The 16,502-nt window shown below is 69.9% G+C and carries 6 protein-coding genes; 3 read left to right on the forward strand and 3 right to left on the reverse strand.

Annotation, left to right across the window (positions count from 1 at the left end; genetic code table 11):
- Positions 1-50 precede the first annotated feature (50 nt).
- On the reverse strand, positions 51-1,775 hold the full coding sequence (locus ABZ208_RS24545; RefSeq protein ID WP_356911616.1) for a fatty acyl-AMP ligase: 1,725 nt from the start codon (positions 1,773-1,775) through the stop codon (positions 51-53).
- A 922-nt stretch (positions 1,776-2,697) separates the two neighbouring features.
- Here ABZ208_RS24545 and ABZ208_RS24550 point away from each other — a divergent pair.
- The 3 genes from ABZ208_RS24550 to ABZ208_RS24560 all read left to right on the forward strand — a co-directional run bounded on the left by ABZ208_RS24550 (position 2,698) and on the right by ABZ208_RS24560 (position 10,786).
- Entirely contained in the window at positions 2,698-4,053 is a 1,356-nt protein-coding gene (locus ABZ208_RS24550; RefSeq protein WP_356911617.1) for a beta-ketoacyl synthase N-terminal-like domain-containing protein, read from the forward strand.
- A gap of 81 nt (positions 4,054-4,134) precedes the next feature.
- Positions 4,135-10,482: a type I polyketide synthase gene (locus ABZ208_RS24555; RefSeq protein WP_356911618.1), complete on the forward strand. Its 6,348-nt coding sequence runs from the start codon at positions 4,135-4,137 to the stop codon at positions 10,480-10,482.
- Between the two features lie 94 nt (positions 10,483-10,576).
- Positions 10,577-10,786, forward strand: coding sequence for a DUF5988 family protein (locus tag ABZ208_RS24560; protein ID WP_356911619.1), 210 nt, complete (start codon positions 10,577-10,579; stop codon positions 10,784-10,786).
- Positions 10,787-11,019: 233 nt separating this feature from the next.
- On the opposite strand, the gene ABZ208_RS24565 is transcribed toward ABZ208_RS24560, so the two are convergent.
- Together ABZ208_RS24565 and ABZ208_RS24570 are read right to left on the reverse strand one after the other, a co-directional pair.
- Positions 11,020-12,603, reverse strand: a complete 1,584-nt coding sequence (locus ABZ208_RS24565; protein WP_356911620.1) for a serine/threonine-protein kinase — start codon at positions 12,601-12,603, stop codon at positions 11,020-11,022.
- Positions 12,604-12,809: 206 nt separating this feature from the next.
- Positions 12,810-16,187, reverse strand: a complete 3,378-nt coding sequence (locus ABZ208_RS24570) for a pyruvate carboxylase (protein ID WP_356911621.1) — start codon at positions 16,185-16,187, stop codon at positions 12,810-12,812.
- Positions 16,188-16,502: the final 315 nt, after the last annotated feature.

Genomic DNA, 16,502 nt, shown 5'->3' on the forward strand with positions numbered 1-16,502 from the left:
GTCGTTGTGCCGCCGCCGGGCGCGGTCGCGCGCTCCGGCGGCGGGTGACGTCATCTCAGGGCGGGGACACCGACCACCGAAAGGGTGCCGGCGAGGTACGCCTCCCGGGAGGCGTGGCGCTGGATCTTCCCGCTGGACGTCTTGGGGATGGTGCCAGGGTGGACGAGCACGATGTCGTGCACCGACAAGCCGTGGGCCGCGCCGATCGAGCTGCGGATCAGGTCGGTGATCTTCTCGGACTCGCCCGCCGCCTCCGGGGCCGTTTCGGCGACGACGACGGGCTGTTCGCCCTGCACTCCGCTGTCCACGGAGAACGCCGCGGTGCAGCCCGGCCGCAGCGCCCAGTGGGACATCTCGGCGGACAGCTCCAGATCCTGCGGGTAGTGGTTGCGTCCGTCGATGACCATCAGGTCCTTCAGACGTCCGGTGACGAACAGTTCACCTCCACGCAGGAATCCGAGGTCGCCGGTCCGCAGGAAACGGCCCTGACGGTCCTTCAGAGTGGCCCGGAACGTCTCACGGGTGGCGAGGGCATTGCGCCAGTAGCCCTTGGCGACGCTCGCGCCGCCGACCCAGATCTCGCCGACCTCGCCCTCGGGCAGCTCCTCCTGCCGCTCGGGATCGGCGATCACCACGGTCATGCCGGGGCCGGGTCGGCCGGAGCTGACCGCCGCCGCGTCCGCCGCGCCCGCGTGCGGCCCGGTCTCGGCGGCCTCGATCAGAGCGGGCGGGGCCGTGACCGAACTGCCGGTGACCATCAGGGTGGCCTCGGCCAGGCCGTAGCACGGGTAGAGGGCCTCACGGCGGAAGCCGGCCGCACCGAAGGTCTCGGTGAACCGCCGCAGGGTGGCGGCCCGCACCGGTTCGGCGCCGTTGAAGGCAACCTTCCACCGGCTCAGGTCCAGACCGTCGAGGAGGTCGGGCGAGGCGTGCTTCAGGCACAGCTCGTACGCGAAGTTGGGGCCACCGCTGGTGTGCGGGCGGTAGCGGTCGAGGGCGGTCAGCCAGCGCGCGGGCTGCTGCAGGAAGTGCAGCGGTGAGAAGAGCGTGGCGGTGACGCCGAGGTGGACCGTGTTCAGGACCGGGCCGATGAGGCCCATGTCGTGGTAGACGGGCAGCCAGCTGACGAACAGTTCGTGGTCGTACGCCGCGATCGTGTCCGGGGTGTGGCCCATCCGCTCCGTGATGACCCGCTGGTTGTCCAGCAGGTTCCCGTGGGTCACCATCACGCCACGCGGGGCGGAGGTGGAGCCGGAGGTGTACTGGAGGAAGGCGACGGAGTCGGCGGTGAGGTCGGGTTCACGCCAGGAGTCGGCCGCGTCGTCGGGGATGTCCTCGGTGGCGACGCAGGTGATCCCGTCCAGTTCGGGCAGGTGTTCCACCATGGCGCGGAGGGCGGCGATCACCTCACGGCCGCCCAGGATCACCTTGGCGTCCGCGTCGGCGATCAGACGCCTCATCCGGGTCAGGGCCCGGTGGTTCTGCGACCGCCCCTGCGGGGGCACGCCGGGCACGGCGACGACCCCGGCCGAAAGACAGCCCAGGTAGCCGCAGATGAACTCGAGCCCGGGCGGATACAGCAGCATGGCGCGGGAACCGGCCAGGCCGCGCTCCTGCAGCCACGCGGCGACGGCTCGGGACCGGCCGGCCAGGCGCCCGTAGGAGAGGTCCTGGATCTCTCCGTCACAGTCTCCCGTGACGAGATAGCGGTATGCGGTCCGGTCGGGCTGTTGCGAGGCGTGCGTGGTCAGCAGATCGACCAGTGAACTTGCCATGTGACGAGTCTCACCTGTCCGGATGAGTGACGCAGGAAACTGGAGTTCGAGGGCCGCGTCGTATGTACGCGCAGTAGCCGTGGCCGACCTGGCCCCCTTGCCAGGCCGTCCGACTCGACCGCCCACCCGAGGAGTTGCGGCAATGCGTCCGCGGACTCCTCGCGCCCCCCGTTCGGTTTACTACCGACGAGTAGCACCATAGCAAGTCCCCTCGGCCCGGTAGGCGAAGCGGATGTAAACCCTGAGTATCCAACTGAATCAGGCCATCTGACGCCCCGCAGGAGAAAGGCCACCCGCCCTCAAGGGTGCGACCGTGCGTCCGGCCTGGGACACGAAGCGACCCGACTCCAGGGCGGGGGTGGCAGCCGGAGCGCCCGCCACTGACAACAGGCTTCGGCCCGGGCCCCGGCCACCGCGCTGTTGAACGACCTGCCGTCGGTGCCCTTGGAACCGCCGTACGACTGGGAGCTGTCGAAGACCCCACCTGCCCACCTTTACCCGAACGAATGTGCCCGGCGCTTTCGTTCGGGACGAACCGAGGAGAAACTCCGGCTTTCCCTCCCGCCGCCGAACCCGACCCTTCTGGCGAGCAGAACACGCCGGTGGAGTTCAGGCGCACATGTGCCGTCCGTCTGCGCTTCGAGCGCCACGATACCGGCCTATCGGTAACTGCCAGTCACGACTTAAGGTAAGGAAAGCCCTTACCGAACCAAACTGTAATCGGTTTGTTCAGGCTGCCGGCGACCGACTGGTACGCCGTGCACTTCATCGCGCCGCGAACGGCGCCAGTTGCGTTCGAGCGGATCCCGACTGTGAGCCGGGCCGCTCACCAAGTGCGTCCGAAATTCCGGGTCCTGACCCGACCAGCCCCTGGCAGTGGTGTGGTGCATTGCCATGCCGTCCCAGCATACGGAGGTGTGACATGAGCGGTCGAGCGGCGGCAACTCGAGGAAGTGCCGGTGCGAACACACGGGATGCCGTGGTTACCGGCATGGGGTTCTGCCTGCCGGGCGAGGGCCGGCCCGTCTTCACCGCCGAGGAAGTGTGGGACATCGCCTCGCACGGACGTTCATGCCTCTTGCGTGACGGTGTCCATCACGGCCCGGTCCACCTTTCCGACGCCATGTTCGAGGAACGTCTGCCCGAATTCCCGGGCGTCTTCGTCCGTCACTTCACGACGGCGCACCGATTCGGCCTGGTCTCACTGGCAGAGGCATGCAGGGATGCCGAGTTGAACCCGTACGCGGGGGACCTGACAACCGCGGCGATTCTGGCCGGGCGGGGCGGGGTGGATGCCCAAGTGGGCAGCTATCAGGCGGTCCTGGGGGCCGACCCTGAAACGATCAGTCCCCTGGAGGCGATGGAGCTCTTCATCGGCACCGAACTGGCCGTTTCGCCATCCGATGTCGCCCTGGTGCAGGGAGCGGTGACCCGCTCCACCGGTCCTTGCTACACGGTGTCCTGCGGTTGTGCATCATCTGCCGTTCAACTCGGAAACGCCCGCCGCATGATTGCCGATGGCGTGGTGGACATCGCGGTGGTGACGGGCGTCGATGTCTTCAACGTGGGTCTGGTCCGCAACGCACAACGCCTGTTACGCGTCGCTCAGCAAGCGAACTCTTCCATCAGATCGACCGGAAAACCCGCGCTCCTGCCATCGTTCGACCGCCTTATGCGGCCCTATGACCGGCGTGCGGACTGTGTGAACTACGGCGAGGGATCTGTGACTTTGATCCTCGAAAGCCGGGGCCACGCACATCGGCGTGGTGCTCACGCGTACGGCCAGATTCTCGCACAAGCCACGACCCGCGACGGGCTCGCCAACCCACTGGCGAGCGACGAGAGCGGAATGGGACTCGTGGCCGCCGTCCGTGCCTGCCTCGGGGACCGGTGGTCCATCGAGCAGGTGCCTTACATACACGGCGGCAGCGACGGCGACGCCGTCGTCACCGCCTTTGAAGTGAACGCGGTCAGGCACCTGTACGGCTCAGCGGCGGCCGGGCTGCTCATGACCTCCCAAGAAGGCTGTTTCGGCCACAACGGAGCCCCTGCCGGATGCCTCGGGGTGGCGCTGACGCTCCTCATGATGGAAAGGGGCGAGGTATGTCCTACGACGAACTGTGAGCAGCCGGCCGACGGTCTCGTATTCGATCCGGTCCCTGGTGTGCGCACTCGTTCTCTCGACTTCCATCATGCGCTGAATTTCACCTACCAGATCGGCGGTGTGAAGAGCGCGGTCCTGCTGGGAAGCCTGGACGCCGCCCAGCGGCGCCGCTGAGAAACCCGACCGGTGCACAGCAATTCATCCACAGTGTGTTTCGATCCGGACCCGTCTGACGGACGGGAGGGGAGGATTCCCATGATCCAGCGTGAGCACCCAGCAAGTGGAGAGTACAAGCCCATCGCCGTTGTCGGACTGGGGTGCCGGCTTCCCGGCGATGCCGATTCACCCGCCGCACTGTGGCGGCTGCTGGCCGACGGACGGGATGCGGTGGGGGATCCTCCTGCCGGTCGCAGAGGATCCGGGGCATCAGGCACTCATCACGGCAGCTCCGGTTCCGGGAACGGGAATCCGATGGCACGGCAGGGTGGCTACCTGCGGGACGTGTCCGGCTTCGACGCGGACTTCTTCGGTGTCTCCGGTCGCGAGGCGGACGTGCTCGACCCGCAGCACCGGCTGCTTCTGGAGGTGGCCTGGGAGGCACTGGAACACGCGGGGCTGCCGCCCGACCAGCTGGCCGGGAGCTCCACAGGGATGTACCTGGGCATCAGCTACAACGACTTCTACGAGGGGCTCGCCGGCCGGCCGCTGGAGCTGGAGGGCTCGCTCCTGACGAACGGTCACTGCGTCGCCGCGGGACGGATCTCCTATCTCCTGGGGCTGCACGGTCCCTGTGTCGCGGTGGACACGGCGTGCTCCTCATCGCTCGTGGCCCTCCACCTGGCATGCGGGGCGCTGGGGTCCGGCGAGTGCGACCTCGCCCTGGCCGGCGGCGTCACGCTCATCCTCGGATCCAGGACGATGAGGTCCTTCGCGCGGATGGGAATGCTGTCGCCGACGGGACGCTGCCATACGTTCGACGCCGCCGCGGACGGCTTCGTACGCGGTGAGGGGTGCGGTGTCGTCGTGCTCAAACGCCTTGCCGACGCCCTGCGCGACGGCGACCGTGTACTGGCCGTGATACGCGGCTCGGCCGTGAATCAGGACGGTCGGTCCGAAGGGCTGGCCGCCCCCTCGGCGGCGGCCCAGCAGGCCCTGTTCCGGGAGGCGCTGGAACGTGCCGGGACCGACCCGCAGGACGTAGGGCTGATCGAGACGCACGGTACGGGCACGCCTGTCGGGGATCCGATCGAGTTCTCGAGCCTGGCACAGGTCTACGGCATGGGCCGGGACCGGTGCGCGCTCGGATCGGTCAAGACGAACCTGGGACATCTCGAACCCGCCTCCGGGATCAGCGGCCTGATCAAGGCAGTGCTGTGCCTGCAGCACGGACTCGTCCCGCCCAATGTGCACTTCACCGAGTGGAACCCGGCCATCTCGGCGGAAGGAACCCGCTTCTTCGTGCCCACCCGGCTGGGTGAGTGGCCCACCAGCTCGAGCCCCCGGGTCGCGGCGGTCTCGTCCTTCGGCTATTCCGGCACCAACGCCCATGTCGTCCTTGAGCAGGCACCCGCCGCCGCTGCCGGCCGTCGGTCCGGACCGGGCCGCCCGGAGGGCACGACGCCCGAGGTCTTTCTCATACCCGCCGGGTCCGCCGGGGTGCTCCCGCTGGCGGCGGAACAGCTCGCCGACTGGCTCGAGGGTGACGGATCGAGCGTGCCGCTGCGCGACATCGCCCACACACTCGCGCTGAGGCGCTCGGCCGGCCGCGGCCGCCTCGGTGTGGTGGCCGCCTCCCGCCATGACCTGGTCCGGGCCTTGAGGTCCTTCGCGGCCGAAGTGGCCGACCCGGGGCTGGTGTCCGGCACGGTGGCCGTCGGAGTCTCCCGGCGCCCGGTGTGGGTGTTCTCCGGGCAGGGCTCGCAATGGCCGGGCATGGGGCGCACGCTGCTGGGCGAGGAACCGGCCTTCGCCGAGGCCATGAACGAAGTCGATGCGCTGATCAGGGACGAGGCCGGGTTCTCCGTACTCGACATGGTGCACTCCCGGGTGCAGGTGACCGAATGCTCGCTGGCGCAGCCCCTGCTGTTCGCGCTGCAGACCTCGCTGGCCGCGCTGTGGCGGGCGCACGGGGTCGAGCCGGCCGCCGTCGTGGGCCATTCCATGGGTGAGGTGGCGGCCGCTGTCGTGGCCGGAGCGCTGACACTCGCCGACGGTGTGCGGGTCATCTGCCGCAGGTCTTCGCTGCTGACCCGGATTGCGGGGGCCGGCGCCATGGCCACCGTGAACCTGGACCGGGCCGCGGTGGAAGAGGAACTCGAGACCGCCTGCGCAACCGGAACGGTCTCGGTCGCCGTCCTGGCCTCCCCCGGCTCGACGGTCGTCGCCGGTGAAAGACGAGAGGTGGAACGGCTCGTTGCCGCCTGGGAGGCGCGGGCCGTCCCTGCGCACCTGATCGCCGTGGATGTCGCCTCGCACTCTCCACAGGTGGATCCGTTGCTCGCCGACCTCCGCACGGCTCTGGCGGACGTGACACCCGAGCAGCCCCGGGTCCCGTTCTACTCGACAGTTCTCAGTGACCCGCGCCGGACTCCCGACTTCGACGCCGTCTACTGGTGCGCGAACCTTCGCCGTCCCGTCCGGTTCGCCTCCGCGATCGCGGCGGCTGCCGCGGACCGGCACCACGTCTATGTCGAAGTCTCTCCCCACCCGGTTGTCACCCACTCCGTCACGGACAGCCTTCCCCGCGTCATCGAGAACCCGGTCGTCCTGCCCACTCTGCGCCGCGACGAGGAGGAACTGGCCACGTTCCGCACCCAGTTGGCTGCTCTGCACTGTGCGGGCGTCAATGTCGAATGGTCGAAGCTCTACGCGGACGCGGAGCTCGCCGACCTACCCCCCTTCACGTTCGACCGGCAACCTCATTGGGCGGATGACGTCCCGATACCGGGCTCTTCCGCGGGAACGGCCGGCGGACTGCCCGGCACGCACGCCGAGGTCCCAGGTGATCAGGTCCGCCACCACTGGCGGGGAGACGCGGGGACCGCGGCCGTGCCATGGCTGGCCGACCACCGGGTGCACGCCGATCCGGTATTTCCCGGCGCGGGATATTGTGCCGTCGCGCTGACAGCAGCCTGCGAGGTGTTCGGCGTTTCTCCGCAGGAGATCGAGGTCACCGACGTCCGGTTCCTGGAATTGCTCCACCTGTCCGCGCATACCGAGGTGGTCACCAGCGTCACCGTGACCGCTCCGGACCGTGCAGAGTGCGAGATCTTCGGTCGCGGGGACGACGGAAGCTGGGTACGGCAGGCGACCGCCGGTCTGCACCACGCCGGCGTACCGCCGCTGCCGCCGCCGGCAAAGCTCACGGCCCTGCCGGCGCAGCACCCGGTCTCCCTCGCCCCGGCCTCGCTCTACGCGAGTATGCGGGCCCGCGGCATCGAACACGGCCCGGCCTTCACCGGCATCACGAGCCTGCGGGTCTCACGCGATGGCGAGAGCACGTGGGCCCGCATCGAGGTACCGGCAGCGGCCGCATCCGCGCCGCAGGATCTGCTCATCCACCCGGTCCTTGTCGATTGCTGCGCGCAAGCCCTGGTGGCGGGGCCGATCGGGGAGCCCGGCCAGGGCCTGGTCCTTCCGGTCGGGGTCAAGGCGATACGCATCCTCGGCGACCCCACGACAGCCGTCTACTGTCATGCCCGCATCGCGGAGGAGAAGGCCGACGGCATCACCGGGCACGTCCGTCTGCTGGACGAGGCAGGCACGCCCGTGCTCAGTATCGACGGCCTGCAGCTGGTACGTCATGGCGCGCCCGGTGCAGCCGGTGTCGACGGCTGGTTCCTCGAGACCCGTTGGCAACGTGCTGCGCGCCCGGAGACGAGAGGAACGCCACCGCAAGGAAACTGGCTCGTCATCGGTGAGGCGGACGGTTCCGCCCAGTCGCTGGCCACCATGCTGCAGGCGGCAGGGGCGATGACCGACGTGCTCGACACCCCGGTCGGCGATCTTCCGCTCGGGCTGTTCAAGGGCGCACTCGTCGACCGCTGGGCCGGCCGACCCGCGCCCCCGGACGCCGTGGTGCTGCTCTGCGCGCCGCCCGCCGACCGCGAGGATCCGGCAGGGTACGCACTGCGACGCACGCGACGGCTGCTCGACACCGCGCAGGCCGCCGTCTCCGGCTGTCCCGAGCCTCCTCGCCTCTTCGTGGTCACCCGTGGCGCCCGGAGCATCGGCCCCGGAGAGCCGGCCGACCCCGGCCAGAGCGCACTGCGCGGAGTGGTACGCGTCCTCGCCTACGAACACCCCGAAGTCCGCGCCACCCATCTGGACACCGACCCGGCAGACGCCGCACTGCACGATGTGGCGGCCGAACTGCTGAACGCGGGCCCCGAAGAGGAGGTGGCCCTGCGCGACGGCACCCGTTACATCGCCCGTCTGGACTACGCCCCGCTGACCGAGACCGAGCGCACCACGGCCACCACACGCACCGTGCGCTACGGTACGGACCGCTTCCGGCTCCGGGTCGGCCGCTTCGGCGACCTGGACTCCCTCGAACTCGCCGCCACCGACAGGCCCGCCCCGGGGCCGGGGGAAGTCGAACTCCGCGTCCGTGCCGCAGCGGTGAATTTCCGGGACGTGCTCACGTCCATGGGCCTTCTCTCCGCAGACGAGGACGCGAGGTACCGCATCGGCTTCGAGTGCGCAGGGACGGTCACCGCGGTGGGGCCGGACGTCACGGCCTTCCGCGTCGGCGACCCGGTGCTGGCCATCGACCTGCGGGGCGGGGCCTTCGGTTCGTCCGTCACCGTGCCCGTCCATGCCGTCGCGCCCGTACCCGCCGGAATCGACCTCACCGCAGCGGCGGGGCTCCCCGCCGCGTATGTCACCGCGTGGTACGCCTTGCGCCACGTGGCGCGGCTCACCGCCGGTGAACGGATTCTGATCCACTCCGCGACCGGCGGGACCGGACTTGCCGCCATCGGTGTCGCCCGGATGCTGGGGGCCGAGGTACTGGCCACCGCCGGCAATGCGGAGAAGCGCGGCTATCTGCGCGGTATGGGGATCGAGCACGTCATGGATTCCCGGTCCTTGCACTTCACCGAGCAGACACTTGCCGCCACCGGGGGCGAGGGCGTCGACGTCGTCCTCAACTCCCTGTCCGGGCCGGCGATCCGCTCCGGGCTCGAAACGCTGCGCCCCTTCGGCCGTTTCGTCGAACTCGGGGTGCGCGACATCCTCTCCGACGCGCCCGTCGGGTTGTCGCCGTTCCGGCACAACATCACGCTCAGCACCGTCGACCTGATCGAGATCCAGCACCAGCGGTCACAGGTGTTCACCGCCGTGCTCAGCGAGGTGCTCAGCGAGGTCGCCGCGGGACGTCTGCAGCCGCTGCCCCACCGGAGCTTCCCGCTGGCCGAGGCCACGGAGGCGTTCCGCTGCATGGCGGGTGCGGGTCACATAGGCAAACTGGTCCTGACTGTCCCCGACCGGGGCGACACAAGTGCCGTGATCCCCGAAGGACCCTCCGCCGTGCACCCGGACGGCGCCTACATCGTCACCGGCGGACTGCGGGGTGTCGGGCTCGCGACAGCCTGCTGGCTCGCCGAACAGGGCGCCGGTCACATCGTTCTCAACGGCCGCTCGCCCGGCTCGCAGTCCACCGAACGGAAGTTGGAGGAACTGTGCGCCCGCGGGGCCCGCATCACGGTCGTTCTCGGCGACATCGCCGAGCCGGGTACCGCCGAACGCCTCGTGAGCGCCGCCACCTCGAACGGGCTGATCCTGCGCGGCCTCGTCCACGCGGCCATGGTCCTCGACGACGCCGCGGTCACCAACATTTCCGACGACCAGCTGTTACGGGTGTGGCATCCCAAGGCAACCGGCGCATGGCGGCTGCACGAAGCCACCGCCACGCATGCCCCCGACTGGTTCGTCGTGTTCTCGTCCATGTCCTCCCTGCTGGGCAATCCCGGCCAAGGTGCCTACGCAGCCGCCAACTCCTGGCTTGACGGATTCGCCACCTGGCGGACGAGCCGCGGCATGCCCACCCTCTCCGTGAACTGGGGTGCATGGGGTGAAACAGGAGCAGCAGTCGACTTCGCCGAACGCGGCTATCAGACCATCCCCACGAAGAAGGGGCTCCAGGCGCTGAAGGCGCTCCTCGTCCACCGGCGCACACACACCGCCGTGATCCCCGGGAAACCGGACACGTGGATCCTCCCGGCGGTCCGGCATTCGTCGCTGTTCAGCCTCCTCACAGACGAGCCGTCCGGAAACAGCGAGAAGGACGACAGCATCGACATCCGGGCCGAGCTGAGCTCCGTACCGGCAGGTCTCGCCCGACGCACAGCCCTCGAGGCCTACATCGCCGATCACGTCCGCGCGGTGCTCCGGCTGGGTAACGCCACCCTCGACCCGCAGACTCCGCTGAAGTCACTGGGGTTCGACTCGCTGCTGTCCCTGGAACTGCGCACCCGCCTGGAAACCGGTCTCGCCATCAGGATCGCCGCCAACTTCGTCTATCAGCATCCGACGCTGGCGGCACTCGCCACAGGTCTCGCCGACCACATGGGCCTCACGCTCCAGGACCCTGCCGGTTCATGAGCCCAACAGGCGAGCCGCGCCGGCGGCTCGCCCGCCCGGCTCGCTCCTGACGCTGCTCCACCCGTCTCATCCCAGGCTGCTGGAGGCACGAGCCATGTACCAGTCGAATCTGGTGCTTCTTCAAGGAGGCCCCGACGACCTTCCCCAAGTCTGGATGCTGCCGCCCGAAGGGTGCGGGGAGCCGGTCAAGATACTGCGCCACAACGCCTACGAGCACTTCGAGTTCACACACGAGTACCGCGCCCTGCACGGTGAAAGCATCCCCGTCTATCGCTGGACCTACCGCACCTATATCGCCGAGTGATGCGGATACGTGGAGCGGTCCTGGACTGCCGCGGATGTCCAGGACCGCTGCTTCGCGTGCCGTCGGGGTCGGCCGAGGGTCTGGTCACGCGTTGCTGATCGCCCAAGTCCAGTGGACCGACCGGTTGTTGCAGCGGGGACCCATCACGCAGCGAGCCGGGTTCGCCGGTCATTCGTGAAGGGACGGTGGCCGTCAGCGCACTGCGGACCGTCATCGGCCGGCGGCCGTGTCCGTCACCGCCGGGTGAGGGTGGTCGGCGCGCCGGCGGACTGGGCACCTTCGTCACCCAGGCCCAGGGTGTCGGGACCCGTCATCGTGACGACGTAGACATTGCCCTTGGGGCAGGAGACGGCAGCCGATCGGTCGGTCGGGTGGCTGGTGACCGCCTCGAAGACCATGGATGTCCTGCGTACCTCCCCCAGTCGCAGGGCCTCCGTGCAGCCGAGCTCGCGATCGGTGCCCACTTCGGTCACCCTGCTGACCTGTTTGCCCGCCAGATCACCCCGCCGTGCCGAGTCAAGGGTCAGAGTGACGGCGAACCGGCCGGTCCGGGCCTGGGTGACGCCGTCGGCGGACGGAGTGCCGGGGCCGGCGCCGACCCACGTGCCCGTCCAGGACGCGGGCAGCGAAGCCACGGTGGGAGACGGTGAAGGCCTCCTGCCGGATGCGTCTTCGCCGCCCGGCAGATGCTTCAGGAACAGCGTGGCCGTCGTCGCGATCAGGGCCGCGGCGATGGCTCCCGCGGCCGCCCATGCGGTACGGCCGCTCCACCGCCCTCGCACGGAACCCGAGGCCGGCGGACCTGCGGTCCCAAGGCCTTCAGTAGCCGGGCCATACGCAGCCTCACGTGACACAGGCGCCTGGGGCGGAGACTGTGGTGCATCGGAGACCAGCGCCTGCGCCTGCGCCTCCCGCACGGCGAGATCCCGCTCCAACGCCTCGGGAACCAGTTGCGGCCAGGTACCCGTCCGGCCTCCCAGGCGCTCCAGCAGCGCACCGACGGCATGGGCCGTGGGCCGCTGCTGCGGGTCCTTGGCCAGGCAGGACCGCAGCAACGGGACCAGGGCGGCAGGGACCCCGTCGAGTACCGGCTCCTCGTGCACGATGCGGTACAGCAGCACCGGAGCCGAGACCTCCTCGCTCGGCCGGGAAAAGGGGCCGATCCCGGTCGCCGCGTACACCAGCACCGCAGCCAGGGAGAACACATCACCCGGCTCGCCCGACCCCCCGGCACTCGCCTGCTCCGGCGACAGATAGCCGGGAGAACCGATCACGCCGCCGGTCTGTGTGTGTCGCGAGTCCTCCACGGCGCGCGCGATCCCGAAGTCGATGAGCAAAGGACTACGACGGCCCAACAGCACATTCGACGGCTTGACGTCCCGGTGCGCAAGCCCCGCCCCGTGCACCGCTCCCAGCGCCCCGCACAGCTCGGCGGCCAGAGCCATCACGGCCTGCTCCGGCAGTGGTCCGTGGTGCTGCACCCACTCCGCCAAGGAAGGGGCGGCCACGTACTCCGTGGCGAGCCACTGTGGCCGCTGCCCCACAGGGCTGTAGTCCACCACCGCAACTGTCCACGGGGAGCGCACCCGGTCGCTGTTACGGATCTCCCGCGCGAACCGCTCCTCGAACCCCGGATCCCGCCCCAACTCGGCCCGCACCGTCTTCAGCGCCAGCGGACGCCCCGAGACCGTTCGGGACAGGTAGACAAGTCCCATGCCACCTTCGCCGAGCCTCGCCAACAACGGATAGCCACCAACAGCCCCGGGATCCGCCCCGTCCAGCAACTCCACGCCCCCGCCGCCCTCTCTCCCCTGCACACTGCCGACCGGGCCCAGATCCCCGGCCGGCCGGCCAAGCGCCGCACCGCGACATCGGCCCAAGGATCACCCACCACACCCCCCACAAGCCACCCGGGCTGACGACCGGGTAGGCGGCGGGCCCATGGCCGGCCGGCTCCCGTACGCGGGCGGCCGGCCCGGGAACCTCACCCGGGCCGGCCGCGTACGCACGCACGGAGCAGTCGTCAGCCGATCTCGACGAGCAGATCGCCCGCCTCGACCTGCTGGATCCTTCCGATCGCCAGCCGCGCCACCGTGCCCGCACGCTGGGCGGTGATGGAGGCCTCCATCTTCATCGCCTCGATCGTGGCCACCGTCTGACCCGCCGACACCGAAGCACCCTCCTCCACCTGGAGCGTCACGACACCCGCGAACGGCGCGGGGACATGCCGGTCGTTGCCACGCTCGGCCTTCTCCGCGGCCTTGACCTCAGTGGCGACGGACCTGTCCCGCACCGACACGGGGCGCAGCTGGCCGTTGAGCGTGGCCAGCACCGTACGGAAGCCCCTCTCGTCGGCCTCGGAGATCGCCTCCAGTTCGATCAGCAGCGTGACACCGGCCCCCAGGGTGACCGTGTGCTCGGTGTCCGGCTCCAAGCCGTAGAAGAAGTCCTGCGTGGGCAGCACGGACGTATCGCCGTACGCCTCGCGGTGGGCGTCGAACTCCTTGGTCGGGCCGGGGAACAGCAGTCTGTTCAGCGTCGCCCGCCGGTCCCGGCCCAGTCCCTGACGGTCCTCGTCCGACAGGGTCGGGGTCTCGGCCTGCGCGGGGCGGCCTTGGAGTGCGCGCGTGCGAAACGGCTCGGGCCAGCCGCCGGGCGGGTCGCCCAGCTCGCCGCGCAGGAAGCCGATCACGGAGTCCGGTACGTCGAACTTGCCGGGGTCGGACTCGAAGTCGGCCGCCTCGACCCCGGCTCCGACCAGGTGCAGGGCGAGGTCTCCCACCACCTTCGAGGAGGGAGTCACCTTGACCAGCCGGCCCAGCATCCGGTCGGCGGCCGCGTAGCAGTCCTCGATCAGCTCGAAGCGGTCGCCGAGGCCGAGCGCGATGGCCTGCTGCCGCAGGTTCGACAGCTGTCCGCCGGGGATCTCGTGGTGATAGACGCGCCCGGTGGGCGAGGCGAGCCCCGACTCGAAGGGCGCGTAGACCTTGCGCATGGCTTCCCAGTACGGCTCGAGCCCCCCGACCGCGTCGAGCGAGAGCCCGGTCGCCCGCTCGGTGTGGTCGGTGGCCGCGACGAGCGCCGACAAGGACGGCTGGCTGGTGGTGCCGGCCATCGAGGCGACGGCGGCATCGACGGCGTCGACGCCCGCGTCGATCGCGGCGATCAGCGTCGCGAGCTGGCCGCCCGCCGTGTCGTGCGTGTGCAGATGCACCGGAAGGTCGAAGCGCTCGCGCAGTGCGGTCACCAGGGTGCGGGCGGCGGGCGGGCGCAGCAGGCCGGCCATGTCCTTGATGGCCAGTACGTGCGCACCGGCCTCGACGATCTGCTCCGCGAGGCGCAGGTAGTAGTCGAGGGTGTACAGCTGCTCGGCCGGGTCCGACAGGTCCGCGGTGTAGCACAGGGCGACCTCGGCCAGCGCGGTGCCGGTGGACCGTACGGCATCGATGGCGGGACGCATCTGCGAGACGTCGTTGAGCGCGTCGAAGATCCGGAAGATGTCCATACCGGTCGCCGCCGCCTCGGCGACGAAGGCGTCGGTCACCTCGACGGGGTAGGGCGTGTAACCGACGGTGTTACGCCCACGCAGCAGCATCTGCGTACAGATGTTGGGCACCGCCTCCCGCAGTGCCGCGAGACGCTCCCAGGGGTCCTCGGCGAGGAAGCGCAGGGCCACGTCGTAGGTGGCGCCGCCCCAGCACTCCAGACTCAGCAGCTCCGGTGCTGTGCGGGCGACATGCGGGGCCACGGCCAGCAGATCACGCGTCCTCACCCGGGTGGCCAGCAGGGACTGGTGCGCGTCTCGGAAGGTCGTGTCCGTCACCGCGACGGCCCGCTGTGCGCGCAGCTCCGCTGCGAACGCCTCCGGCCCGAGTGCCGCGAGGCGCTGCCGGGAGCCCGCGGCGGGCGGTGTGCCCAGTGAGGCGGCAGGGAGCTTGGCGGCAGGGTCGATGACCTGGGGGCGCGGACCGTGGGGTCGGTTGACGGTCGTCTCGGCGAGATAGGTGAGCATGCGGCTTCCCCGGTCGGCCGACGGGCGCGCCGTGAGCAGCTCCGGGTGGTCGGCGATGAAGCTCGTCGTGACACGGCCCTCACGGAAGCCGGGATGGTCGAGCACGGCGCCGAGGAAGGGCAGGTTGGTGGCGACTCCGCGGATACGGAACTCGGCGATCGCACGCCGTGCGCGGCGGGCGGCGTTGGCGAAGTCGTGGCCGTGGCAGGTCAGTTTGACCAGCATGGAGTCGAAGTGGGCAGACACTTCGGCGCCGGTGTGGACGGTGCCGCCGTCGAGCCGTACGCCGGGGCCGCCCGGAGAACGGTACGCGGAGATGGTGCCCGTGTCGGGGCGGAAGCCGTTGGCGGGATCCTCCGTGGTGATACGGCACTGCAGGGCCGTGCCCGAGAGGACGATGTCGTCCTGCGTCAGGCGCAGTTCCGGAAGCGTCCTTCCCGCGGCGATCCGCAGCTGCCCGATCACCAGGTCCCGTCCCGTGACCTGCTCGGTGACCGTGTGCTCCACCTGGATACGGGGGTTCATCTCGATGAAGACATGGTTGCCGCGCTCGTCGACCAGGAACTCCACGGTGCCCGCGTTGACGTACCCGATGTGCCGGGCGAAGGCGACGGCGTCGGCGCAGATTCGCGCGCGCAGCTCCGGGTCGAGATTCGGCGCGGGGGCGATCTCGACGACCTTCTGATGGCGCCGCTGCACCGAGCAGTCCCGCTCGTACAGGTGGACGACATTCCCCTGCGCGTCGGCGAGGATCTGCACTTCGATGTGGCGCGGGTTGATGACGGCCTGCTCCAGGAAGACGGTGGCGTCTCCGAACGCCGACTCCGCCTCGCGCATCGCCGCGTCGATCGCCTCCCGCAGTTCGGCAGGCTCGGCGACGCGCCGCATTCCTCGGCCGCCGCCGCCGGCCACGGCCTTGACGAACACCGGGAACCCGATGGAGTCGGCGGCGCCGAGCAGCGCTTCCACGTCCGTGGACGGCTCCGACGACTTCAGTACAGGAACACCGGCCTCGCGGGCGGCCGCAACCGCGCGGGACTTGTTGCCCGTGAGGTGCAGTACGGAAGCAGGGGGCCCGACAAAGGTGATCCCGGCCTCGGCACACGCGGCGGCGAGGTCGGGGTTCTCCGAGAGGAAGCCGTATCCGGGGTAGATGGCGTCGGCACCGGCCTTGCGCGCGGCCTTGATCACCTCGTCGACCGAGAGATAGGCCCGCACCGGATGGCCCTTTTCGCCGATCTGATAGGCCTCGTCCGCCTTTGCCCGGTGGAGCGAGTTGCGGTCCTCGTAGGGGAACACGGCCACGGTGGAGATGCCGAGCTCGAACGCCGCACGGAAGGCGCGGATCGCGATCTCGCCCCGGTTGGCGACCAATACCTTGCGGAACATCAATGTCCCCTGTCGTGTTGCGGGCGCGCGGCCTCAAGGTGGCGATGTCATCCCGGCAGTCCGGGATCGGCATCCGCTGTTCCCGTGACGGTACCGATCAGTAGCGGTGGCGTCGATCTCCGACCGGCGGGAGCTACGTCACGCCGCCCGGTGCAGGCGCCGGCGCAGTCCACGGCAGTGGCCCAGGGCGGGAGCTTCCCGCGCGGTTCCGGCCGGAGCGGGTCCACCACCTTCCGCACCGTTCGGCGCGTCACACCGTGCTTGCGCTCGCGCTCCCTCATCGACATGCCACCGCGGTGGTCGGATCGCCTGTCC

This window comes from Streptomyces sp. NPDC006208, from assembly GCF_040613775.1.
GTDB lineage: Bacteria > Actinomycetota > Actinomycetes > Streptomycetales > Streptomycetaceae > Streptomyces.

What these genes read in the sequence shown, in the direction of transcription:
- ABZ208_RS24545 (WP_356911616.1), bottom strand. Translation starts at nt 1,775, where the DNA reads ATGGCAAGTTCACTGGTCGATCTGCTGACCACGCACGCCTCGCAACAG.
- ABZ208_RS24550 (WP_356911617.1), top strand. Translation starts at nt 2,698, where the DNA reads ATGAGCGGTCGAGCGGCGGCAACTCGAGGAAGTGCCGGTGCGAACACA.
- ABZ208_RS24555 (WP_356911618.1), top strand. Translation starts at nt 4,135, where the DNA reads ATGATCCAGCGTGAGCACCCAGCAAGTGGAGAGTACAAGCCCATCGCC.
- ABZ208_RS24560 (WP_356911619.1), top strand. Translation starts at nt 10,577, where the DNA reads ATGTACCAGTCGAATCTGGTGCTTCTTCAAGGAGGCCCCGACGACCTT.
- ABZ208_RS24570 (WP_356911621.1), bottom strand. Translation starts at nt 16,187, where the DNA reads ATGTTCCGCAAGGTATTGGTCGCCAACCGGGGCGAGATCGCGATCCGC.